19 protein-coding genes are annotated in these 23,653 nt (G+C 41.7%); 10 read left to right on the forward strand and 9 right to left on the reverse strand.

Annotated elements, in window-relative coordinates; translation table 11 throughout:
• Positions 1–125 precede the first annotated feature (125 nt).
• The 3 genes from LX73_RS10195 to LX73_RS10205 all read left to right on the forward strand — a co-directional run bounded on the left by LX73_RS10195 (position 126) and on the right by LX73_RS10205 (position 3,708).
• Positions 126–821 carry a succinate dehydrogenase cytochrome b subunit gene (locus LX73_RS10195; protein WP_148899400.1) on the forward strand — a complete coding sequence of 232 codons (696 nt, stop codon included), beginning with the start codon at positions 126–128 and terminating at the stop codon, positions 819–821.
• A gap of 88 nt (positions 822–909) precedes the next feature.
• Positions 910–2,829: a fumarate reductase/succinate dehydrogenase flavoprotein subunit gene (locus LX73_RS10200; RefSeq protein WP_148899401.1), complete on the forward strand. Its 1,920-nt coding sequence runs from the start codon at positions 910–912 to the stop codon at positions 2,827–2,829.
• A 111-nt stretch (positions 2,830–2,940) separates the two neighbouring features.
• On the forward strand, positions 2,941–3,708 hold the full coding sequence (locus LX73_RS10205; RefSeq protein ID WP_148899402.1) for a succinate dehydrogenase/fumarate reductase iron-sulfur subunit: 768 nt from the start codon (positions 2,941–2,943) through the stop codon (positions 3,706–3,708).
• An 85-nt stretch (positions 3,709–3,793) separates the two neighbouring features.
• On the opposite strand, the gene LX73_RS10210 is transcribed toward LX73_RS10205, so the two are convergent.
• Positions 3,794–6,562 carry an AAA family ATPase gene (locus LX73_RS10210; protein WP_148899403.1) on the reverse strand — a complete coding sequence of 923 codons (2,769 nt, stop codon included), beginning with the start codon at positions 6,560–6,562 and terminating at the stop codon, positions 3,794–3,796.
• 113 nt (positions 6,563–6,675) lie between these two features.
• Here LX73_RS10210 and LX73_RS10215 point away from each other — a divergent pair, with 113 nt between their 5' ends.
• The gene (locus LX73_RS10215; RefSeq protein WP_148899404.1) at positions 6,676–8,610 is read left to right on the forward strand and encodes a RecQ family ATP-dependent DNA helicase; all 1,935 of its coding nucleotides are present in this window, start codon (positions 6,676–6,678) and stop codon (positions 8,608–8,610) included.
• A 10-nt stretch (positions 8,611–8,620) separates the two neighbouring features.
• On the opposite strand, the gene LX73_RS10220 is transcribed toward LX73_RS10215, so the two are convergent.
• From LX73_RS10220 to LX73_RS10235, 4 genes are all read right to left on the reverse strand, one after another.
• On the reverse strand, positions 8,621–9,010 hold the full coding sequence (locus LX73_RS10220; RefSeq protein ID WP_148899405.1) for a DUF4296 domain-containing protein: 390 nt from the start codon (positions 9,008–9,010) through the stop codon (positions 8,621–8,623).
• Positions 9,007–9,726 (reverse strand): SDR family oxidoreductase, encoded by a 720-nt coding sequence (locus LX73_RS10225; protein ID WP_148899406.1) that lies wholly within the window; start codon positions 9,724–9,726, stop codon positions 9,007–9,009. The genes LX73_RS10220 and LX73_RS10225 overlap by 4 nt, the downstream gene beginning before the upstream one ends.
• A 62-nt stretch (positions 9,727–9,788) precedes the next feature.
• Positions 9,789–10,409, reverse strand: coding sequence for a uridine kinase (udk, locus tag LX73_RS10230; protein WP_148899407.1), 621 nt, complete (start codon positions 10,407–10,409; stop codon positions 9,789–9,791).
• 6 nt (positions 10,410–10,415) lie between these two features.
• Complete coding sequence (locus LX73_RS10235) at positions 10,416–11,627, reverse strand: N-acetylmuramoyl-L-alanine amidase family protein (RefSeq protein WP_246138230.1); 1,212 nt, start codon at positions 11,625–11,627, stop codon at positions 10,416–10,418.
• A 253-nt stretch (positions 11,628–11,880) separates the two neighbouring features.
• On the opposite strand from LX73_RS10235, the gene LX73_RS10240 reads away from it, so the two are divergent.
• The 4 genes from LX73_RS10240 to LX73_RS10255 all read left to right on the forward strand — a co-directional run bounded on the left by LX73_RS10240 (position 11,881) and on the right by LX73_RS10255 (position 17,969).
• Entirely contained in the window at positions 11,881–14,757 is a 2,877-nt protein-coding gene (locus LX73_RS10240) for a coiled-coil domain-containing protein (protein WP_148899409.1), read from the forward strand.
• A 4-nt stretch (positions 14,758–14,761) separates the two neighbouring features.
• Positions 14,762–15,757: a mechanosensitive ion channel family protein gene (locus LX73_RS10245; RefSeq protein WP_148899410.1), complete on the forward strand. Its 996-nt coding sequence runs from the start codon at positions 14,762–14,764 to the stop codon at positions 15,755–15,757.
• A gap of 117 nt (positions 15,758–15,874) precedes the next feature.
• Complete coding sequence (locus LX73_RS10250) at positions 15,875–17,428, forward strand: dipeptidyl-peptidase 3 family protein (RefSeq protein WP_246138231.1); 1,554 nt, start codon at positions 15,875–15,877, stop codon at positions 17,426–17,428.
• Between the two features lie 163 nt (positions 17,429–17,591).
• On the forward strand, positions 17,592–17,969 hold the full coding sequence (locus LX73_RS10255; protein ID WP_148899411.1) for an ankyrin repeat domain-containing protein: 378 nt from the start codon (positions 17,592–17,594) through the stop codon (positions 17,967–17,969).
• A gap of 61 nt (positions 17,970–18,030) precedes the next feature.
• On the opposite strand, the gene LX73_RS10260 is transcribed toward LX73_RS10255, so the two are convergent.
• The 4 genes from LX73_RS10260 to LX73_RS10275 form a co-directional block, all read right to left on the reverse strand.
• Positions 18,031–18,756 carry an SAM-dependent methyltransferase gene (locus LX73_RS10260; protein WP_148899412.1) on the reverse strand — a complete coding sequence of 242 codons (726 nt, stop codon included), beginning with the start codon at positions 18,754–18,756 and terminating at the stop codon, positions 18,031–18,033.
• Between the two features lie 5 nt (positions 18,757–18,761).
• Positions 18,762–19,244, reverse strand: a complete 483-nt coding sequence (locus tag LX73_RS10265) for a hypothetical protein (protein ID WP_148899413.1) — start codon at positions 19,242–19,244, stop codon at positions 18,762–18,764.
• Between the two features lie 16 nt (positions 19,245–19,260).
• Positions 19,261–20,463, reverse strand: coding sequence for a serine hydrolase (locus LX73_RS10270; RefSeq protein ID WP_148899414.1), 1,203 nt, complete (start codon positions 20,461–20,463; stop codon positions 19,261–19,263).
• A 131-nt stretch (positions 20,464–20,594) separates the two neighbouring features.
• Complete coding sequence (locus LX73_RS10275) at positions 20,595–21,848, reverse strand: DUF819 family protein (RefSeq protein ID WP_148899415.1); 1,254 nt, start codon at positions 21,846–21,848, stop codon at positions 20,595–20,597.
• Between the two features lie 110 nt (positions 21,849–21,958).
• Between LX73_RS10275 and LX73_RS10280 the strand changes: the two genes are divergently transcribed.
• Positions 21,959–22,654, forward strand: coding sequence for a 4-hydroxy-tetrahydrodipicolinate reductase (locus tag LX73_RS10280; RefSeq protein WP_246138232.1), 696 nt, complete (start codon positions 21,959–21,961; stop codon positions 22,652–22,654).
• The gene (gene dapA, locus LX73_RS10285; RefSeq protein ID WP_148899416.1) at positions 22,651–23,535 is read left to right on the forward strand and encodes a 4-hydroxy-tetrahydrodipicolinate synthase; all 885 of its coding nucleotides are present in this window, start codon (positions 22,651–22,653) and stop codon (positions 23,533–23,535) included. Before LX73_RS10280 ends, dapA begins: the two co-directional genes overlap by 4 nt.
• The last annotated feature ends 118 nt before the right edge of the window (positions 23,536–23,653 follow it).

Genomic DNA, 23,653 nt, shown 5'->3' on the forward strand with positions numbered 1-23,653 from the left:
AAAAGTCGATCACCAACCCTTGCCTTTTTACGTATTTCACCACATCTTCACCCTTCGGAACGAGCTTCCGCACGTTGGTGTTTTTTGCAGCGTACAAAATACTTAGGAAAAATTTATTTTATACAATGCCTTCAATTATACGAGCATTAAAATCCCAGGTCGGTCGTAAAATTTTGACAGCTGTTACCGGATTGGGGCTGATTCTTTTTATCATATTTCATCTGATTGGTAATCTTACGCTTTTCGGGGATGCACAGGCGTTCAACGAATATACCTATGCGCTCGAAAGTCTGGGCTGGATATTGTATGTACTTGAAGCCGGCTTGGTTATTGCCTTTCTGTTGCATGCCTATATAGGAATTTCTATTTGGTGGAACCGTCGTAAAGCTCGTCCCGAGAGCTATGAGGTATACAACAGTAAGGGTGGTCCCAGTCATCAGACATGGGCATCAAAATCAATGATATTTACCGGTATCGTACTCCTTGTGTTTATTGTGATTCATATTGACACGTTTAAGTTTGGTGCCACCGACACTATTATGCTCAACGGGCACGAAGCGCGAGACCTTAAGGCATTAGTAATTGCGACTTTTACACAACCGTTATACGCATTCGGATATACGGCTGTGATGATTTTACTTGGTTTTCATTTGGGGCATGGATTTTGGAGTGCCATCACATCGCTGACAATGAAGCACAATAAAATGTCAGGTATTATTTATGCAGCAGGTATTATTTTTGCCATTTTGATGGCCGTTGGCTTTCTATTTATTCCGCTTTATATCTACTTCACCGGCGGACAGGGTATGTTAATTGCTTAGAAATACAGTACGCAGATCAAATAGACTAAGTGGATTGGATCTGTGTCATCAGTGTTATTAGCGTTCTATAATTTAACTTGATCAGATTATGAACTTAGACTCAAAAGTTCCTTCCGGACCACTCGAAGATAAATGGTCTAAACATTTGAATGACATTCAGCTGGTTTCGCCCAACAACAAGCGTAATCACGATATTATTGTTGTGGGTACCGGTTTGGCCGGTGGGTCTGCTGCCGCCAGCTTGGCTGAATTGGGGTATAACGTAAAAAGTTTTTGTATCCAGGATTCAGCAAGACGCGCCCACAGTATTGCTGCCCAGGGTGGAATAAATGCAGCCAAAAACTATCCCAATGATGGAGATACCATTTGGCGTCTTTTTTATGATACGATTAAGGGCGGTGATTATCGCTCTCGCGAATCTAATACCTATCGGCTGGCGCAGATCTCTAATGAAATTATTGATCAGGCGGTAGCGCAGGGTGTGCCTTTTGCCCGTGAATACGGTGGTTTGTTGGCCAATCGTTCGTTTGGTGGGGCGCAAGTCTCACGAACATTTTATGCTCGAGGACAAACAGGTCAACAGCTGTTATTGGGGGCCTATCAGTCGATGATGCGTCAGGTACACAAAGATAAAATTGAGATGCATACCCGGCACGAAATGCTTGATCTGGTGGTCATTGATGGCAAAGCACGGGGAATCGTTACGCGCGATTTAGTCTCCGGTGAAATTGAGCGTTGGATGGCCGATGCGGTAGTACTGGCCAGTGGCGGATACGGCAATGCGTTTTATCTGTCAACCAATGCCAAAAATTCAAATGTGACGGCGGCATGGCGATGTCATAAACGGGGTGCAGGGTTTGCGAATCCCTGTTACGTGCAGATTCATCCGACATGTATCCCTGTTTCAGGAGATTATCAGTCCAAGCTTACGCTGATGAGTGAGAGTCTCCGTAATGACGGACGTGTTTGGGTACCCGAAGAGAAAGATGACGACCGTCATCCTAATGACATCCCAGAAGATGAACGGTACTATTATCTCGAAGAAAAGTATCCTGCCTTTGGAAACTTGGTGCCGCGTGATGTGGCATCCCGAAACGCCAAAATTGTTTGTGATGAAGGTATGGGCGTTGGTCCGACAGGACGAGCAGTATATCTGGATTTCCGTGATGCTATTGAGCGCGAAGGTCGCCAGACGATCTCTGAGAAATATGGAAATCTCTTTGAGATGTACGAAAATATTACTGGTGATAATCCCTATGAAGAGCCGATGCGGATCTTTCCCGCTGTACACTACACCATGGGCGGACTTTGGGTGGATTATAACTTACAGAGTAATATTCCAGGACTGTTTGTGGCCGGAGAAGCGAATTTTTCTGATCATGGAGCCAATCGATTAGGGGCCAGTGCACTCATGCAAGGGCTTTCGGACGGCTACTTTATTATTCCATACACAGTTGGCAACTATATTGCCCAACAGGATTTTGGAGATGTAAGTAAAGATCACGAAGCCTTTGATGAGGCAGCTGCAAATGCCCAGGGACAAATTGATAAGCTTTTTGAAGTGGACGGTGACCGTAGCGTGGTAGACTTTCACCGCGAGCTTGGGCAAATTATGTGGGACAAAGTTGGTATTTCACGAAGCGAAGAAGGCCTTAAGGAAGCGATCAAACAGATTCAGGAATTGCGCGAAGAATTTTGGAATAATGTTCGTGTGCCTGGAGAACAATCTAATTACAACAAATATTTAGAATTTGCAGGACGCGTGGCTGACTTTCTTGAACTCGGTGAGCTGATGGCCAAAGATGCCCTTCACCGCGATGAGTCAGCGGGTTGCCACTTGCGCGAAGAGCATCAGTCCGAAGAAGGAGAAGCACTTCGTAACGATGAAGAATATTCGTATGTGGCGGCTTGGGAGTTCCAGGGCGTAAACGGTGAGCTTAACGAAGAACTCCACAAAGAAGATCTTGAATTTGATTTTGTAGAACTAAAGCAACGCAGTTATAAGTGACGAAGTCATCCTGACCGGAGCGAAGTATCTCAAAATTAGAACAGATTCTACTTTGAGATCTATCGACGCTTCTCTCCTTGGAATGACAACTAATAGATAAATTAAGATATTATGGCTGATACATTTACGATTCACTTGAAAGTTTGGCGGCAAGCAGGGCCCAATAAACCCGGCAAGTTAGTTGATTATACGGTTGATAATGTCAACTCTCACATGTCGTTTTTGGAAATGCTCGATGTGTTAAATGAGCAGATCATTGCCAAAGGGGAAGAAGAGCCAATCGAATTTGATTACGACTGCCGCGAAGGTATTTGCGGTTCGTGTAATTTGATGATTAACGGCCGGGCGCACGGACCTAAAGCAATGACCTGTTCTTGCCAGTTGCACATGCGTAATTACAGCGACGGCGATACCATCACCGTTGAACCATTCCGCGCTAAAGCATTTCCCGTTATTAAAGATTTGGTAGTGGATCGTTCAGCTTTTGATCGCATTATCGAATCGGGTGGATATGTATCAGTAAAAACCGGATCTGCCCCGGATGCCAATTCCATTCCTGTTGATAAGTCTGTAGCCGATACAGCTTTTGATTATGCTACCTGTATCGGATGCGGAGCTTGCGTTGCTGCGTGCCCCAATTCTTCAGCTTCATTGTTTACAGGGGCGAAACTGGCACACCTCAATCGTTTGCCCCAAGGCGAACCTGAGCGCAAGAAGCGAACAGTAGCTATGGTAGAGCAGATGGAGGAGGAAGGTTTTGGAGATTGCTCAAACTATGCTGAGTGTGAAGCTGTTTGTCCAAAGGGTATTTCCATCTCCGCCATTGCAGAGATGCGCCGTGATTATATGAAAGCAACTTTTGCCGGTGAAGAAGTATAAATTTTTAGTGTCCTGAACTAGTTTCAGGCTTTGAAATTAGTTTTAGATGGAACGAGCTCCGTAGCTCTGCTGCGGAGCTTTTTTATTATGAGATTAATTCTTCTATTTGTGTTCTAAACCAATTAGTTGAGGCAAGAACATTTTTATTTAAATTAAATTCTGCTAAATAACTTTTATCAAATTTATCTTTAAGGCTAAATGATTTTAAAAAAGTCTCTATATTGTTTGAATCAATATTATCGATAATTTTGTCTTCTGTATCCATACGTATTTCTCCAGGAATTTTTAGTTCTGGATATCCTTTTCTTGTAGATTTCAGATTGAGAACTATTTCATCTCGTTTTTCTTCCTTTTGGCGTATTAGCTCTTCTTTGTATTTATCTATGTTGAGGTTCTCAATATCTAGTTCTTCGAGATTTTTTGGATGGTATAAATAATTTTCAATGCAGTAATAATCTAAAATGATATAGTTTGTGAATTTGTTGGTTATCCTATCAATTTCTTGGTCGGTTAAGTAATCTCGATCTCTTATACCAAGGTATTTCATATTATTCCTTATTTTCTGGAACAGTGAGTAAGCGTCTTTTTCAGGTATAAAATCGACTTCATCAAGGGATAGTGAGTTAAAGATCTCTTGATTCTGATTTTCACAAAGGACCATAATCTTATCTTTCTCAGATACAGAAGGGATATTATCAAGCTTATTTTCAACTTCAGCCCTTTCGTCTTTAAGTTGTTCAAGCTTTTCAGCATTATAGAACTTATTTCGGATGTTTTGCTCCCAATCTTCTTTATTTATAAAGGCAAATTTAAACTTGTTAAACCATTTGGCACTTTTTCGTTTTATTTCTTTAGAAGCGGTTCTCTTATTGTCTAAAATATCTGCAATTCTGTTATCTAAAGAATTATATTCGTTTTTAAGTTTTTCTTTCCTGCCTTTTAATATTTCTACTTGATTATCAGCTTTTTCTTTAAAAAGTCTTTCAAGGTGAGCGTTAAGGTCTTTTTTTAATTCCTTTACTTCTTGACTAATATTTGATATCTGTTCTTCTAACTCTTTGTTCTTACTAGTTTTTTGGTTTAGCTTTTTACTAGATTGCTCGTATTTTCTAAGAATTTCATCTTTTATTAGTTCAGCATTTTTTTCAACTGAATTGGAAGATTTTATTTTACTCCTAATAGCATTATTCGTTAATATTTCGGTAACTGTATCGTAGGACAAATCATCACTATTTTTGAATCTAGATAAAGAAGCAATTATGTCCTCACTCACTTTTTCAGATTCGAAATCAAAATCCTTGAAAAGGAAAGGTAGTTGAAAGTTTCCTAGAACTGCCTTTTCAAATTTATCAGTTCTAGGAATCCAAAATTGTAACATTGAAACTAGTTCATTAGGGTGTAAACAGACACTTACATTATTTTGTGAGTCAATTTTTTGTTTGAACTTATCAAATTCTAGAAAATTGAAATCTAAAGTAATGATCCAGTTTTCAATTTCTTTAGGAGAGTCAACATAATTGGGTCTAAAATCTTTTACTATATGCCATATTTTACAGTCATGTCTTAGTTTTAAATAAAATTTGTTCTCAAGTTGCTCAAACTCTTGCTTTTTCTCTTTATTATTTTGCTTTTCTTCCTCTCGTTTTTCTTTGGTTTTGCCTGTAATCCTTCTTAGCCTATAGTCTCTCTGATCTAATATGTCGTCAACCACATCTTGTCTTTTGTTATATTCATCAAAGTCATGATTATATAATTCTAAGTCGTTTTCTCTAATTGTAACAGTAAAATTATCTAAGTACGGTGAAAAGTATTCATCTATGTCTAAAACCGTATTATTTTGGAGACATTTTAAAAAGTATTTTTTCTTAACCCCAGAAAATGCTCCTTCTTTTACAGAAGCTTTCATTTGGTTCAAAGAAGGTCTCATCCGTTTTAGAGATTCTCGATTTCTTTCTAGTAAATTTTTGAATTCACTAATAGTTCCAGGTAGAACGTAAAATTTTATTCTTACTTTATTTTTTATCTCATCAATGAGATCCAGTAGGGATTCCGTACTTTTATCCGAAGGGTTTTCATGTAAATCTAAAATTGAAAGCAGAAAATTAGTATCTACAAAAATTTTTAAATTTGCTTGTGACTTTGATAAGTCATAGACCCTCTGAATTGTTTCTTGATCTAAGTTTGTAGCTTCTAAGAAGAAATAAGAATTTAACTGATGCAAGATAAAGTCATTTACGATTTCATCATCTTGAGAGAAAAAGAAATTTAAAGCCTTCTTTAAATTTGTTTTATCTTCTTTAAAACGATTAAGAAAAGATTGAAAATGTGAATAATCGGTCAGAGTAAGTTTTGAATCTCCTGCTATAAATTCATAAGTCTTAGCGCCAATCTCTTTAATTATTGGTATTAAAACATTTTTATTGAAATCTTCCCAAACTTTTTCAGCTCCTAACCTAGGGCTAAAATCGTTAACTGTTTTTTTAAATTTTTTCTTTGTGGTTTTTTCAATTTCCCGCTGATTTTGATAGGCTTCCTTGAAGGTGGCAAGTAAGTCTTCGGTTAGTTGGTAGCGTTCTTCTTTTAATGATTCAGCCTTTTGTTGACTGACTAAACGTTCTATTTGTTTTTCTATTCGGTCATTTTGTAAAGTAATATTGTATTTTTCACCTAATTTTTCACAAACCTGCTCTACTTTTAACGGCTTATTTCCAGTTGTACCGAATATGGATATTATTAAATTTTGTATGGCATGTTCCCACCATCCAGATTCATTCAGTTTTATATGATGAACTAAGGATGCAATTTCTGATGGTATTTTTTGCATAGGAGGTTGAGTTATTTTTTTATCTTTCAACTAATTAAGAAAATAATTGGTACTTTTTAAACAGTGCTTTTCAATCTACGCCTTTTTTATTTGCTGGAATATGCAGATGTTATCAAAAACCAATTGCTGTTATACATTTCTGTATGGAATTTGACTCCGAACTATTTAGCAAAGCACAACAATCCCTAGAGCAGTATTGGGGATTTCCATCTTTTCGTTCCGGGCAGGATGATGCCATAAAATCGGTGTTGGCTGGGCAAAATACGATGGTACTTTTTCCTACAGGCGGGGGCAAGTCGCTTTGCTATCAGGTACCGGCAACTGTATTAGGTGGGCTAACGGTGGTAATCTCACCATTGGTGGCCCTGATGCAGGATCAGGTGCAGCAGCTTAATGATCGTGGAATTGCAGCGACCTTTGTGAACAGTACGATATCATCTTGGGAGATTGAGCAGCGGTTTGCCAATGCCCGAAACGGGATGTACGATTTGCTATACTGTTCCCCCGAGCGACTGCAGACTGATCTCTGGCAGGCCGAAATGCCAAAGCTGAATATTGATTTGATTGCCATTGACGAAGCTCATTGTATTTCCGAATGGGGGCATGACTTTCGTCCCAGCTATCGCGAAATCCGTCCGGCCTTAAAGGATATTGCAGATGAGATAACTTGGATGGCCCTTACCGCTACGGCAACGCCTGAAGTCCGTGATGATATCCAACAGAGCTTGGGATTTGAAGATTCTGAAATTGTGTCTAAAGGCTTTGAGCGACCCAATCTGAAATGGTGGGTAACTTCCACCGAGCAAAAGCAGCAAAAGTTATTGCAAGCTGTTAAAAAAGCAGCCGGCAGAGGATCGGGACTTATTTACGGGGGGACCCGCAAGAATTGTGAAGAATTATCTCAACAGATTACTCAAAGGCTGGGTATTAACACCAAGGCTTATCATGCGGGGATTGAAACGGGAGATCGGAAGGAGATTCAACAGAAGTGGATTACCGGCGAAATACCGCTGGTGGTAGCGACAAATGCATTTGGGATGGGGATCGACAAAGCTGATTGCCGCTATGTGATACATTATGAAATGCCGTATTCATTGGAGTCGTATTATCAGGAAGCTGGCCGAGCAGGACGTGATGGGCAAGAGAGCTTTCCTTTGCTCTTATTTAAACCATCAGATGCGATTATTGCTGAGCGACGTATTAAGGACTCATATCCCGAGAAAGAACAGTTGCAGCATGTGTATGATGTGCTTTGCGATCATTTGAATTTGGCAGTAGGATCTGCGATGGAAGAATCAGAAGAGGTCTCCATCAAAAAGCTTAAAAAGCGTGCGGGCAGTTCAAAGCGCATTATTCGGTCATCACTGAAGGTATTAAAACAGCTAGGAATCATTGAGCTAATAGAGTACATCACTCCACAGATTGGTGTGCAGTTTATCACAGGGGCTGATTATATTCGTGATAAAATTGAAGAACTGGAAAATCGAAAAAAATCTCATTTCCTGGATACGTTATTTAGGCAGTATAGCGGAGAGGCCATGGGAGAAATGAAGTATCTTAAATTCGAATATATTCAACGGAAATTGAATCTCTCCCCTAATGCAGTTAAAAAAGGATTACAAGTTCTGCAGGATCACGACCAGATGCTCAAGTTTGAATTAATTGGTGAACTGCCACTTGTTCGACTGGTAGATGAGCGGCAGTCGAAATTGCAATTAAGCAAAAAAGAGCTTGAAAAGCACCGCAACAGCTTGTTAAAAAAGTTGGATTACATGAAAGGGTATATCGAGACGGAGGGATGTAGGGAAGTGTATATCCGGCAGTATTTTGGAGAGGAAAAAGTACAGGAATGCGGACACTGTGACAACTGTCTGTCCAATGAGGCACAGGAGATTAGCGTTTCAGAAAGTGATGTAAAGAGGTTGAAAGAGCTACTGGAAGAAGATGGGAAAACATTTAATGAAATTCGGGCAGCATTTGACTGGAGTGAAGCCCGTGCTAAACAATTGTTGGGTTATTTAATTCGTGAAGAAAAAGTAGCAGCGGATAAGAATCAGTATTCTTGGCAACTTGACTGAAAACGACAGATTACTGCTTTTTAATTTTGACACTGTCATCTACCGTCTTGGAAGTAGAACTATCAGTCTTTTGATCTGTTACCAGCTCTTGTTTAAGCTGCTCGATAGCGCGACTTATGCGCTTTTTTTGTTCTTCGGGAAACTGTTGATAATAATGATGACTATCTTGGAACTGCTCTTCGGTAATATCGTATTGTTCATAGATAGCATTGGCCAAAGAATCTATTTTGGTACTGTCTGTTTTATTGAATTCTGTATAAGTACGTACCAGCTGTTTTTCGATTAGCAGCGTAATATATCGATCTTCAGGGATCAGGTTTGTTGGTTTTTCCGGTGTTGAAGAGCAGCTCCCCAATGCCCAAAGCAATACAGCAGAAACGATGATTCGCTTGCCCATCATTGTTCATTAGGAGATTTTGGGTTAAGCGGACGCATGGTCACATCATTGATTAAAAAGTTGTCTGGTGTTTCAAGCACGTTAATTAATACATCAGCTACCTCCTGCGGCTGCATCATATTTTCATGCGTTTCCAGATCATTTTGGCCAAAGAAATCGGTGGCTGTGGATCCAGGGTAAAAGCAAGTTACTTTAATACCATCATAGCGCACTTCTTGGAACAGGGCTTCACTGAATCCACGAACACCAAACTTTGAAGCATTGTAGCCGGTGAGTTGAGGGTTGGCGACTTTGCCGGCAATAGATGCGATATTAATGACATGACAGACATTGTCGTTAGCTTTCATTTTTGGGATGCATTGCCTGGTCATATAAAAAATGCCCGATAGATTAGTTTGGATCATTGCCTCCCACTCATCCAGCGGCAGTCTATCCACATCCCCAAAACGGCCAAGCCCGGCATTATTGATAAGAATGTCGGGCGCATGTTTATCAGAAAATGTATTAGTTACCCATTCTTGGATGGCCTCATGATTGGTAATGTCCATCGTAACAGGAGTGAATGCAGTACCCAGCTTGTCCTGAAGCTGCTCAAGCTTGTCAGTGCTGCGGGCCAGCCCAAAGACTGTGCCACCTTTTTCAATGATAGATTTACTAAATGCGGCGCCGAGCCCACTGCTGGCACCGGTGATGATTGCTTTTTTTGAATTAATATCCATATCCAGTAATTATTTTTTTAACTCTTAAATTATCAGCAATTATGTGCTTGTATTCATTCCTTTTACGGTTTGAGCCGATCCTGGATGAGGGCATTAACCATCTCCAGAGCTACTTCGTTTTTTCCGCCGCGGGGTATAATGATATCTGCATACCGCTTGCTGGGTTCCACAAATTCTAGGTGCATGGGACGAACAAATTTTTCGTATTGGGTAAGTACGTTTTCTAGTTTTCGATCTCGTTCTACAATATCACGCTGGATGCGCCGCAGCAGGCGGATATCGTCATCGGTATCTACATAAAGTTTTATATCCATCTGCTCGCGCAGATTTTGTTCGCTAAAGATTAAAATACCGTCGATAAGGATAATTTTCTTGGGTTTCGCAAGTTTTGTCTCTTCTTTGCGAATATGTTTGGTAAAATCATAAATAGGTACTTTAACCTGATATCCTTCTTTTAGTGCTTTCAGATGCCGAATCATCAGCTCTGTTTCGAGGGAAGAAGGATGATCAAAATTTTGTTCCGTACGTTCTTCAAAAGGCAGATGTTTAAGGTCGCGGTAGTAGGAATCGTGCTGCATCAACAGTATGTCTTCTGCGCCAATAGTCTCGATAATATGTTCAACAACAGTTGTTTTTCCGGATCCGCTGCCGCCGGCAACGCCAATTATTAGTGGTGTCAACAGGTATGATTATTTAGAGTTAAAGTGCTGGCTTTTGTCATAATCTTCTTTGTAATTTCGGATAGCCCGAAAGATTGCAGAAGCAATAATACTTTGCCCATAATTAGAGGTAAGGTATCGTGCTTCGCTGGGATTGCTTATAAAACCGGTTTCGAGTAATACAGCAGGCATTGAAGCATGGTATAATACTACAAATCGTGCCTGCTTAACTCCGCGGGAGTGGCGCTGTGCGCGGTTATCAAGCTGATTCTCAAACATTCCTGCAATTTGTTCACTGCTGGCAATATATCCGCTGTTGGCCAGCTCGTAAATAAGCAGTTCTTCCTGTGTTAGCTTTTTTTGTTCAGTATCATTATTAGCACGGACAACCTTGTTTTCTCGCTTCATCACTTTAAGGGCAGTCTGGCTACGTTCTAATCCCAGGAAAAATACATCAGTCCCGTAAGCTTGTCTAGAGGAGTGAGAGTTGCAGTGGATGGATACAAACAAGTCGCCTTCGGCGCGATTGGCAATGCTGCCTCTTTCTTCAAGTTCTATAAACTTATCACTTTCACGGGTATATACCACTTTTACACCCGGCATATATTTCTTGATGTATCCGCCTACTTTTTTGGAGATGTCGAGGACAATATCTTTTTCTTTTACGCCTTTATATCCGATGGAACCGGGATCGTGTCCGCCGTGCCCGGGATCAATAACTACTACATCCAGTTTAATTTTATCTTTAGTCTTTTGATAGTCACCGTTTAGCGTTTTAGCCGTATCGATAGATTCATTTTCGACTAGCATCTCTTCAGAATCCATCGTCAGGCGTGACCACATCAGCGGTTTCAAATCCTGGGTGATATATTCTAATTCCTCTCGATCAGTTTCGGTCAGGGCCAGTAGTAGATCATTACTGCTGGCATCATGATATGCTTTGCTGTCGTAGTAATAATCTTTTGCAATATAGATATCTACGCCGACACCATTGGGCAGTTCATAAAAACTGATTTCATCAAAAATAGGGGAATCACTTGGAATGCCGATATTATTTGTATCAACCTCATTGCTGTAAAGGGTCATCTGGATAAGATCAACATCGGGCTGATAGACTTCAAAGGAATCCACTTGTTGGCTCAGGTGATAGCGAAGCACGTATCCTTTGCCATCGCTGCGCTCTGCACTGGATAGTTTTTGTAAGGCATTTTCTTGGGCTTGTAACGGAGAAGAGAGCAACAAAAGAAGACAGTTCAGCACTATCAGTATTAAAAACTGATTATAACTATACATGTTAAGTTTATCTGCTAAACGTTTGAAGATCACCTTAAGTTATAATTGAATGCTGAGAGAATTGTTGAATGAAATTAACTAATATTTGCGCAAGAATAAAAAGCAGATAGATCAAATTTTTGTTCTAACGGTTGATAATAATTTGTATTTCACCATTTTTTGCTGACCTTACTCCAAATTAATAAACAAACCGATCGATCTGTTGAATCGTCAAACATTTCAAAAAGAGCTAAACAGCGCCCTGGGTGACACATTATTACCCAAACTCGATGCATACGTTGAGGAATGGTTCGGTGACCGCCGGCAGTTAACACGATACCTTTCTGCTCTGGAGCGCAAGGGAAACGATCAGGCAAAAATTGAAGAAGGAGTCGCCAGCATTCTGGGAGCACTGGGAAAGCTGTTGGATGACCAGGCAACCGAACAGTTATTGGAGGTGTACCAATTGGCAGTTGGTGAAGTTACTGAACCGCTTCCTTCACATGTACACTGGCAGCAGAATGATGACCGTTTTATTTCTCAAGATGAGGATTCACTGTTTGTTGCAATCGCCAAAGGAGTTAAAGGGATAGCTCGATCCAATCCCGAAAATTGGCAGCAGAAAATACCATTGCAACAACTGGTAGCCTACCACTTGTATAACGTAGATTTTATTTCTAGCTGGCATCAGCAGCTCCAGCGAGTACAGTTAGAGATTATTACAGAAATCGAGGAGTTGCTGGTTACACAGACCACTGAAGAAAAGGGAAATACGGAAGATTGGACAACAGTTGCGGATACACTGAAAAAGAAGCTTGATGATCATGAACAGGCAATCAGACAGAGAATGGGCGATGATATTGATAAGCTGAAGAGCCAAATCAATCAGGCGGTAGAAAAGACGGGAACCCTAGAACGTCGTCCTGCTTATTATCGGGAAGCACGTACGCTATCCCGCCGAAAAGAGACGGAGCAAAAATTGCAATCGCAGGCAGAAAAGTGGACGGAATCACAACAACTTTTGCACGGACGCACTGAATTGATGCTCGAGCTTTTAAATATTCTCCATGCTATTTTTGATCGATGTTCTCGGTTACGGAATGATTTGAAAAGCTATTTTTCAGAGGTCGTTACCGATCCGCTTAATGACTTACATGGGTTGTTGCAGCAGGGAAAGAAAGAAACATCTGTGAGACAAATTCATCAATTGAAAGAGCAGCTGATGCAACACGTAGACGAGCAGATAATTGGTCGTCTCAAAAAGGACATAGAACAGCAGGTCTTTACGCAAAAGGCGGAGCATTTCTATGATGACTTATTGATGAGAGGCAACCAGGCTTCGCAAGAGCAGACTATGTTACATGATATGGATTTGGAAAAGAATCCTCCTGAGATTGACTCTCGCAAAATTGATTGGCGGTTGTTGGTGGTGCGGCAAATACGGGAGCAGCTGGTAAGCAAGATACAGCCATTGCAGCAGCAATACGTTAGCTTTCTTGCAGAATTACTTGAGGATATACGTGATATCTCAAATGTAATAGACGTGAACCTGGAGTCGGCCGTGGCAGTTGAAGATGATCACCAGGGGGAGAAGGGTGAAGATACCAAAGAAGTAGCTCGGGAAGCATTAGAGCGCTTGTTGAACACTGTTGAAGAGCTACAAAGCCGGTCGGAAGAAAAGCATCGTGAAATTATTGATGTTATCCAAGAGGGTCAGGAATCATTTACCGAGTTCTTATTGGCGCTTGTTCACGAAGGAGATCTCAATGAATTGCAGCTCTTGAATGCTAAGTACAAGGCCAAAGAAACAACCAGCGGTTGGCAGACGATCATTCGTTCTCGGATGGCCCAGGTTCAGGATCATCTGGCATTATGGAGCCGATTCGGATGGAAAAAGATTAAATCTACGGTACATACGCTGGGTATATTTTTGGGATTTCTTCAAAAGGAGATGGAAGAAACCAAGCGTGCCGATATAGCCACCTACCTTTCGGAGACCGACCAGAAAATGCAAGAGCTACCCTATATTTATCGTCGGCTCTTCAATTTTGATGCGAAAGCTGATCAGCGATTTTATGTGCAGGCACTGGATTCGGCCTCAATTCTTAAGAAAGCCTATGGTCAGTGGCAACAGTCGTTCCCGTCAACACTGGCTGTGGTAGGGGAAAAGGGCAGTGGAAAATCGACCTTCCTGAATTTGACACTGGAAGCAGAAATTTCGGATAACCAGCTGATTCAGCTTACTATGCACGATACTATCTGGACCGAAGATCAGCTGGTTGAAGTTTTGGGTGATGGGCTTGGTATCAAGAGTGCACAATCAATTCAGGAAGTTGTGGAAATAATAAATGGGTGGTCAAACCGCAAGGTGATTTGTATCGAATGTATCCAGAACTGTTTTATACGCAATTTAAATGGATATGAAGTAATTGAGAAGCTTTGCTACCTGATTTCGGAAACCAAAAACCAAGTATTTTGGGTAGTTAGTTGTTCGCGATATAGTTGGCGATTTTTAGACAAAACCGTACAGCTGAGTGATTATTTCTCTCATCTCACTACAACCGATAGACTAGATGCGGATCAGATTAAAAGAGTGATTTTGAATCGCCATCGCTCCAGCGGTTATACGTTACATTTCGAGGTGGATGATGATACGATTAAGCCACGCAGTTACCGCAAATTAATGGATGATGAAGAGAAGGCGCAAGAATATTTGCAGGAAAACTACTTCGAAAAGTTGACAGAATTAGCTGAAGGGAATGCTTCAGTAGCAATGATTTTTTGGATTCGGTCGATCCGTGAATTTGACGATACCTATTGTTATATCCAGCCGCTGGAGGTCACCTCCGTGGAGATGATTAAGGACTTAGATCCGCAAGTATTGTTTACGCTGGCGGCTTTTGTATTGCATGATACAATTTCCGATGAGGATCTGTCTATGATTATGCACCTTACGAAAGAAGAAAGCCGTTTGATGATAAATCGGTTGCAATCGCGTGGTCTGTTGGTTGAAAAGGATGGCGCGTATGGCATTAATCATTTGATGTATCGGCAGATTGTGCGTGTGCTTAAAGAACGAAATATTATACACTTGGTGTAACACTATGGATTTTCAACGATATATACTGGTTTTATTTTTACTGATCAGTGGATTGCTGGGCGGTATTTCAGCTGTGAATGCAGCTCCCATTCAGCAACAATCACCGGATACCGTAACCATTATCGGTCCCATTCAGGTAGATACTACATCCAACTCTCAAGCCTCCGAAGATACTACAGCTTCGGAGCAAAGTGATACCTCAAGCACACTGGCTGAATTAGAAAAGCTGATTTCCTACGGCACCATTCTGGCCGTCATATTCCTGCTCATTATCACCTATTTTGTGAATAAGCTGGCCGTAATTATTCTGGATAATCTTTCAGAGCGTTTTACCAATTACCGGCTGGGTATCAAGCGAACGGTACCGGTGTTTCGACTTTTTATCTGGATATTGGCTTTCTATATTATAATTGCCGGGATCATCAATCCGCCGATCAGTACCGTGTTAACGGTATTGGCTTCTGTGGGTATTGCTGTGGGATTTGCTGCGCAGGATATCCTCAAGAATATTTTTGGTGGATTTATGATTATCCTGGATCGCCCTTTCCAGGTGGGAGATAAAATTGAGGTGGGAGACCATTACGGCGAAGTGCTTGCCATTGGTCTGCGTTCGAGTCGTATTGTTACCCCCGATGATTCTATCGTGTCGATCCCCAATGGAGAGCTGATGAATAAAGCTGTTTCTAACGCCAATGCAAGTGCGTTGGACTGCCTGGTCGTGGCCGAGATTTTTCTGCCGATGGAAGTTGATGTGGAGACGGTGAAGCGCATTGCATATAAAGCTGCTGTTTCATCACGCTATGTGTATTTGCAAAAGCCGGTTTCCGTAATTGCACTCAACGAGGTGCATGAAGAAAATTATGTGGTCAAGCTGCGGGTCAAGGCGTATGTATTGGATATCCGTTATGAATTTCCTTTCAAAAGTGATATGACTGAGTTAATATTAGGAGAACTTAAGAATCGTGATTTACTGCCCAAAGGAGCTCTAAAAAATCATTAAAAATTACACTTACCACTGATTATGAAATCTAAAATAATGACAAGGATCTGCACATTTTGTTTGTTCGTATTTGTTATAGCGGGATGTGGAGAATCAACAGATAAATCCTCTGATTCTATGAGTATTGATGATCGGTTGAATCAATATACCGAGTTTAGCCTCGAGGCTGATCTTTCGAAACTCAGTAAAAATCAGAAGCAGATGATTCCATTATTGATTGATGCTGCTAAGGCGATGGAAGAAGTCTTTTGGATGGAAGCCTATGGAGATAAGAGTAAGCTGATGGAGGAGCTTGCTAATCCCAAGGAAAAGCGTTTTGCAGAAATTAATTATGGTCCCTGGGATCGCCTGAATGGCAACGAGCCTTTTATAGATGGAGTCGAAGCTAAGCCGGAAGGAGCCAACTTTTATCCTGAAGATATGTCCAAAGAGGAATTTCAGAACTGGGATTCTGAAGCCAAGGATGATCTTTATACATTGGTGCGCCGCGATGATGATGGAAATCTCAAAACGATTCCCTATCACGAAGCATTTGCAGCCCAACACAAGAAAGCGGCCGAAAAGTTGAAGGAAGCTGCAGAATTAGCTGAAAACAAAGGACTTAAAAAATATCTTAATCTCCGTGCCGAAGCATTGTTGACAGATGATTACCGGGCCAGTGATATGGCGTGGATGGATATGAAAGGGAATACTATTGAGGTTGTGATTGGGCCCATTGAAACGTACGAAGACCAACTATTTGGATATAAAGCCGCCCATGAAACCTTTGTGCTGATCAAAGACAAGGAGTGGAGTAAACGGTTGTCGAAATATGCCAAGGTACTGCCTGAGCTACAGAAGGGGCTTCCGGTTTCCAAAAAATATAAACAGGAAACACCGGGGCGCGATTCTGATCTGAATGCGTATACGGCAATATACTATGCGGGAGATGCTAATGCCGGATCCAAAACTATTGCAATTAACCTGCCTAATGATGAGGAAGTGCAGCTGGAAAAAGGTACGCGACGGTTGCAGCTTAAGAATGCGATGCGTGCTAAGTACGATAAGATTTTGGTCCCGATCTCGGATGTGCTCATTGCCGAAGATCAGCGTCAGTATCTAACCTTCGATGCCTTTTTTGGTAATACCATGTTCCACGAAGTAGCGCATGGGCTTGGTATCAAAAATACGATTACCGGTAAGGGGACAGTTCGTGAAGCACTGAAAGAGCACGCCTCGGCCCTGGAAGAGGGGAAAGCCGATGTATTGGGACTTTATATGGTTTCTGAGTTGCGAAAAGACGAGATGGTAACTGAAGGTTCTATTAAAGATAACTATGTAACCTTTATGGCAAGTATTTTTCGCTCTATTCGTTTTGGTTCCTCAAGTGCTCATGGCAAAGCCAATCTTATTCGATTCAATTATTTTAAGGAAAAAGGAGCTTTCACTTATGATGAAGAATCAAAAACATATCGTGTAAACTTTGACAAAATTGCAGAAGCCACTGATTCGCTGTCGAATAAAATTCTGACGTTACAGGGAGATGGAGATTATGAAGAAGTAGCTGATTTTGTGAAAAAATATGGTCAGGTTGGTGATCAGTTGCAGGAGTCCTTGGATCGACTGTCCGAGCAGTCTATCCCTGTGGATGTTACCTTTAATCAGGGTAGAGAAGTACTCGGATTGAAGTAAAAACACCGTCGTCAAATTTCAATTTTGAAAGGGTGCTATGGGGCACCCTTTGCTGTTTGAGTACAAAAAAGTAAACGATTATTTGTTGAAGAGTTGACTCTGATCGTTGAATGGATTACAATACATTTTACACAACCACCTCAATTTATAGAGGAGAGGAAATATGGAAGAAAATGCTTTTCTTGAAGCAGCAGAAAGTGGAGATCTGAGTGCCTTTAAGCAGCACTTGGAGGAGGGAGAAAATGTTGATACAGCCGACAGTCATAATCGAACAGCATTGATGAAAGCGGCCAAGCACGGACATCTTGAAATTGTGCAGTTATTGCTGGAACATGGAGCCAATGTTAACGCGAGAGACAACCGTGGAACCAGTGCTTTGTACTGGGCTTCTAGTAATGGACATGATGAGATTGTGCAGCTGCTTATCCAAAATCACAGCGATGTACATGTTGTTGATGATCGGGGTTGGTCAGCCAAAGATCAGGCCAGTACTCATCATTATGATGACATCGTACATATGCTTGAAAATGCGGGAGCGTAGCCGCATCTGTTTATAACATAGTTATTTAAAAGCCTGTTTCTGTAGTATAGGACCAGGATTTTTATGCATAGAGCAAAAATATCGTGGGGTCTTTATTAATAGAGGGTCCGAATTCTTTTCGCCAGTCAGAAATTTTTTTCGAAATAATTTGCTCATTAGGCAGGGTCAGATTTGTAGCCGTGCAAAAACGTGTCTGTGGCTGGCAATACCGAATTACATCTTTTTTTATGGCATCATTGCGATGGGGGGCTTCCATGAAAATTTCTGTACTGCCGTTTTTTTGAGATTTAGTCTCGAGCTTTTGAATGGCTGCCTGACGTTTGTTTTTATCAATAGGCAGGTAGCCGTGGAAGCTAAACTGCTGACCGTTAAATCCTGATCCCATAAGTGCCAACAGGATAGAGGACGGCCCGACCAGCGGGGACACCTTAATGTCGATATCATGTGCCATCTTAATAAGTTGTGATCCGGGATCGGCCACCGCCGGACATCCGGCTTCGGAAATTAAGCCTACATCTCTTCCTTTTTTTAATGGCTTAAGAAATGATCTGATTTCCTGGATAGGGGTTTCTTTGTTAAGCAATAGAAACTCAATTTCGTACTCCGGTACAGTGTTCTCAACCCATTGCAGGTATCGAGAAGTTGTCTGTACATTTTCCACAATCATTACCTCTAGCCGACGAACGACAGAAAGCACATAGTCGGGAATGGTATTATTCTCTGGGGTTTTGCCCAGTGTATTGGGTATGAGATATAGGGTACCTTTTTGGGATTTATTGCTGCTCATATTGCCTAATCCACTCTTTCGATAACAAATTCTTCTTGATCTTCCGATAGTTTCTTATTTGCAAAACGGTGTGCTGCTATGGCAATACCCGTGGTAATCAGGAGTGCCACAAAAGCCATGAGCCCGTTGGTCCACACTAAGTTTTTCTGTGTATCAATAGTGGGCAGCAGCACAATTTCTTGCCAACCTCCGGGATTATAACGTACCGGTACTACCCGGATTTCTTGTAGGTCACCTGCCATTTCTACCGGTAAAGAAAGCTGTCGCTGGATTTCCGTTCCGTCTTTAGTCTTAAATTGCAATACAATATAGCCGTTGGTCTGAGCGGCAATTTGTTTGAGCTCAAATTCCAAAACTTCGGCTGTATAGCTGGTCCCGTTTTCAAAAGTGTCATTAATGCCGTAATAGACTGTTCCCTGTTGTATTATCAGAAATAGAAATGCCAGCGGCATCAGCCAGAATAGGTATAAAAACTTATAGCGATTCATCAGTCGTAGTGTTTATTTATTGAGTAGAAATTTCTTTTTGGGTGGCTTTTCGCAATGCCGGATCCCACATTAGCCGCTGCTGGTAATCCTGATGCATTAAATTACTGCTCATATGAAACCAAAAGGCAACTTGCAGAGAATCGAAAAATACGGCCTGTCCAAACGGTTCCTTCGAATAGACTGAGGCCCCGTAATCAATACCATTTAACAGTCCCAGCCGATTGTCGTAAATAGCACCGTAATGTTTAAAATCGTTGTTTAAGCTTTGACGTTCATAAGGCCAGTCCATGATGTTTTTTACACGTCTCGAAATGGCTGGAGACAGCAAGCTGTCTTGCTCTAGTTGAACCATCAGTTGTGATAGTTCATCGGCAGTAGATTTAGGAAACATGTTTAGCGCATCACGCCGCTCGGTAAAACCGGTACCTAGTCCCTGTTGCTCCTCAAAAACTGATATCACTTTCTTATGAAACTGATTGTTATCCCGAAAGTGCTTGGTAGCTGACAATACTGAATCTTGGAATCTATCTTTTGACCAGTTTTGTAACTTTTTAAATCGGGCAGAAAATGTAGTGTCATGCATTTTGGGATGTAGTGCGATATACAATCCCGAAAAGGGCAGGGGCATATCCGTATTTGAAAGACCAAGTATGCTTATCGTGCTATCGATTTCCGCTTTACCCAGTTTGTGAAACAAATAGTCCGAGAAAGCCAGATCATTATAGATAATGGCTTTTTGCACGATCTGGTCCAATGGTACTTGGTTTTCACTATTAATGATTCCTTCATTGGACAGTGCTGCCTTAGCATTTTCGTGATTGGAGGCATCAATATACGGCAGTTGGTAGCGGTCTGTGGAATTTAGTGAGATAAGTTCTTTGGGACTAATATTGCCTTTTTCTATCAGGCGGGCATAGGTGGTAATCAGAAAGAGATTAGACAGCGTGCCCATGGTGCGCGCCTTTTCTCCTTGATAGCTAATAGTAGTATCAGGATTAATGCCCGAACGAGATACAACAGCAGCATGATTGGGATTTTCGCCAATGTATTCGGTTAGTCCTTTTAAAGAAGTTGCTTTAGAAACCCACTGTTGACCTTCTTGCAAATCCTTACTGTTATTAAAAAGAGTTGTAAGTGCATCAAGATTAAATCCAAAAACGATCAGAAAGATGAGCAGAAGGGTACCGAAAAAAGTTCCGGCAAATTTGAGGATACGCATAGATGGGATTACCAGTTAAATATGTAAGTGATCCCAAATATACGGACTTTGTTCCGCTAAATCAGCAAAGAATAGATCAAAATGATAGAGGTGAAACCGTCTTTGTTTTATCGTTCCACCTCCGCCGTTAATTAACCTACAAACTTCATCATTATGGCACAGAGATAGGCTGCATATGTACCGAGGGCATAGCCCATCACGGCCAACAGCACACCTACTGGAGCTAACGCAGGATGAAAAGCCGAGGCCACAATAGGGGCCGAAGCTGCGCCTCCCACATTAGCCTGACTACCCACTGCTACAAAGAAGAATGGAGCGTTGATTATTTTAGCTACCACAAAAAGAATAGTCACGTGAATGATAATCCAGAGCAGTCCGATTAAGAAGAAACCCGGATTTTCAAAAATGGCCAGTACATTCATCTTCATTCCAATAGTAGCTACAAGCACGTACAGAAAGAGACTGCCGAATTTTGAGGCACCTGCTCCTTCGAGCTTACGTGCAGGCGTGAAGGAAAGCGCAAGTCCACCGGTAGTGGCAATAACGATAATCCAGAAAAACCTAGAATCGAGGCTCAGATTACTTAAGTAGGGAAAGTTTTCGCCAATCCACGGAGCCATAAAGTCAGCACCCAAATGTCCGATAGCCGTAACCACAAAGGCAACAGCTACAATAGTGGTAATATCGGCAAGGGTTGGAATTTTGGCAATGCTCGCTTTATAATCCTCAATCTTTTTGCGGAGCTCAGTGATAGGCGAAGCATCGGCGTTAAACCAGTTGTCAATTTTTTCGGAAATGCCTGCGCCATACAGTAGAAAGCCCAACCAAATATTAGCTACAATGATATCTACCGTAACCATTGCCGAGAACAGATCATCACTGGGATTGAACACTTCGTACATGGCTGTTTGGTTGGCGCCACCGCCAATCCAGCTGCCGGCTACGGTTGAAAGCCCACGCCACAGAGCTTCCGGACCAGCACCGCCGGTCATTTCGGGTGCAAAGTAGCTAACGGTAAGTAGTGCCAGTGGACCGCCAATTGTGATACCAACTGTTCCAGCTAAAAACATGATGATAGCTTTAGGCCCAAGGCCGATAATGCCTTTGAAATCGATACTGAGCGTAAGCAGAACAAGGCTGGCCGGCAACAGATAGCGAGAAGCTACGAAATATAAGTTCGATTCTTCACCCGATATTACTCCCAGTGAATTAAAGATAGAGGGAATGAAATAACAGAGTAACAGAGAAGGAACAAAGGTATAAAATTTTTGCCACTTGGGATTATCACTGTTTGAGGTGATAAAGATAGCTGCCAGGATAAGAAGCAAAATTCCCAAGACGACGGCATCGTTGGTAAAGACCGGAGCTGCAAGAATATTAAACATAAGCTAATTTTGTTGAAATGATGACGCATGAATCTACATGATATTTGGGGTTTTTTGCAAATGGGATGAAAATAGAGCTGTAAAAGCTTATACTTAATCTATAATTTTAAATGAAAAAGTATTTGGCTATGAATATTGCCGTTATCGGCACCGGTAAAACCGGCGGTAAAGTCCTCGAGGTTTTAGATGATGATCAAATTATAGGTCCATTTGATTCTTCTAATAAACCTACTGTTGAAGCATTAGCTAAGGCAGATGCGGCTATTCTTTTTGTACCGGGTGCTGCGGCGGATGAATTAATTAATACACTTATGGAAGCCGGGATTCCAGCGGCATGGGGCACAACAGGTTATGAATGGCCGGATGATTTGGATGAACAGCTCAAGAAAAAAGATTTAACCTGGCTGCAAGCCTCAAACTTTAGTCTGGGGATGAATATTGTGCGCCGCTGTCTGGGGGTTATTGGACAGAGCTCATCGGTATTGGATAATCCCTCTTTTCATATTCACGAAATTCATCATACGGATAAGCAGGATGCGCCCAGTGGAACAGCTATTTCCTGGGAGCAATGGCTGGGGGAAGAAGCCCAAATCACCTCTGAGCGTAAAGGTGATATCAAAGGAATTCATCAGCTTAACGTGCAAACTGAGACTGAATCTATTGAATTAAAGCACCAAGCACACGATCGCAAAATTTTTGCTCAAGGTGCTATCTGGGCAACCGAACAGCTGGTTAATCGCGATATAGCTCCCGGCTTTTACAGCCTTTCAACTATATTTGATAATATAATGCAACAACAGTTATGAGTTTAACAGATACGCAACTATATACGGCACTCGTAACCCCCATGAAAGAAAATGGGGATTTGCATCTTGATGACTTGGCATCGCTTATTCACCGGCAGGATGAGGCTGGGAATGGCGTGCTTGTGCTGGGCAGTACGGGCGAAGGATTGGCCCAGAGTCTAGAACATAAAAAGCAGGTAGTAAAAACAGCATCGAGTTTAAATATAGATGTGCCCATTATGGTGGGTGTAGGTGGCTTTAACTTGCGTAATCAGATCGAATGGATTGAATATTGCCACCAGTTTGATGTGGATTCATTTCTACTGGTGACGCCGCTCTATGCCAAGCCGGGTGCTAAAGGACAGGTACAGTGGTTTAAGTCACTACTTGATACTGCCGACCGGCCGTGCATGCTGTATAATGTGCCGTCGCGGACCGGCATTTCAATGAGTCCGCTGGTACTTAAAGAGTTAGCTGATCATCCTAATTTTCATGCTGTCAAAGAGGCCAGTGGCAGTATCGATGATTATCAGCAGTATCGTAAAGCAGCAAAAGATATTGCTTTTTACAGCGGTGATGACGCACTACTTCCCTTTTTTGCTATGGCTGGTTGCCACGGACTTGTTTCGGTGGCAGCAAATGTATGGCCCCATGCCACGCATGAATATGTGAGCCGGTCTCTTGATGGACGAGGTCCCGAATTGTTGCCGCTATGGCAGGAGTGTACGGATGCATTGTTCAAAGGACCAAACCCCGTGCCGGCGAAAGTATTGTTGCACGAAAAGGAAGAGATTGAACACTCGACCTTACACCCGCCGCTCACTGAAGATGATGTAGAAGATATAAGCCTGCTGAAAAATGCAGATAATATGATTGAGCAGTGGTATAGTGAAATAGAGTAGATCCAATCCTGAACTTATTCCAGGATTTGATTAGCTTACTTATTGCAGTACTCTGCTTTGAAAAGAGTTTTACAATAATTTTAGGATAGCCGTCGGGAAGTCGCCCGCCGGACTACGA

Source organism: Fodinibius salinus (genome assembly GCF_008124865.1).
In the GTDB taxonomy this organism is placed as follows: domain Bacteria; phylum Bacteroidota; class Rhodothermia; order Balneolales; family Balneolaceae; genus Fodinibius; species Fodinibius salinus.

Coding starts and splice junctions, on each gene's coding strand:
- LX73_RS10195 (WP_148899400.1), top strand. CDS start 126: ATGCCTTCAATTATACGAGCATTAAAATCCCAGGTCGGTCGTAAAATT.
- LX73_RS10200 (WP_148899401.1), top strand. CDS start 910: ATGAACTTAGACTCAAAAGTTCCTTCCGGACCACTCGAAGATAAATGG.
- LX73_RS10205 (WP_148899402.1), top strand. CDS start 2,941: ATGGCTGATACATTTACGATTCACTTGAAAGTTTGGCGGCAAGCAGGG.
- LX73_RS10215 (WP_148899404.1), top strand. CDS start 6,676: ATGGAATTTGACTCCGAACTATTTAGCAAAGCACAACAATCCCTAGAG.
- LX73_RS10220 (WP_148899405.1), bottom strand. CDS start 9,010: ATGATGGGCAAGCGAATCATCGTTTCTGCTGTATTGCTTTGGGCATTG.
- LX73_RS10225 (WP_148899406.1), bottom strand. CDS start 9,726: ATGGATATTAATTCAAAAAAAGCAATCATCACCGGTGCCAGCAGTGGG.
- LX73_RS10245 (WP_148899410.1), top strand. CDS start 14,762: ATGGATTTTCAACGATATATACTGGTTTTATTTTTACTGATCAGTGGA.
- LX73_RS10250 (WP_246138231.1), top strand. CDS start 15,875: ATGAGTATTGATGATCGGTTGAATCAATATACCGAGTTTAGCCTCGAG.
- LX73_RS10255 (WP_148899411.1), top strand. CDS start 17,592: ATGGAAGAAAATGCTTTTCTTGAAGCAGCAGAAAGTGGAGATCTGAGT.
- LX73_RS10260 (WP_148899412.1), bottom strand. CDS start 18,756: ATGAGCAGCAATAAATCCCAAAAAGGTACCCTATATCTCATACCCAAT.
- LX73_RS10265 (WP_148899413.1), bottom strand. CDS start 19,244: ATGAATCGCTATAAGTTTTTATACCTATTCTGGCTGATGCCGCTGGCA.
- LX73_RS10270 (WP_148899414.1), bottom strand. CDS start 20,463: ATGCGTATCCTCAAATTTGCCGGAACTTTTTTCGGTACCCTTCTGCTC.
- LX73_RS10275 (WP_148899415.1), bottom strand. CDS start 21,848: ATGTTTAATATTCTTGCAGCTCCGGTCTTTACCAACGATGCCGTCGTC.
- LX73_RS10280 (WP_246138232.1), top strand. CDS start 21,959: ATGAAAAAGTATTTGGCTATGAATATTGCCGTTATCGGCACCGGTAAA.
- dapA (WP_148899416.1), top strand. CDS start 22,651: ATGAGTTTAACAGATACGCAACTATATACGGCACTCGTAACCCCCATG.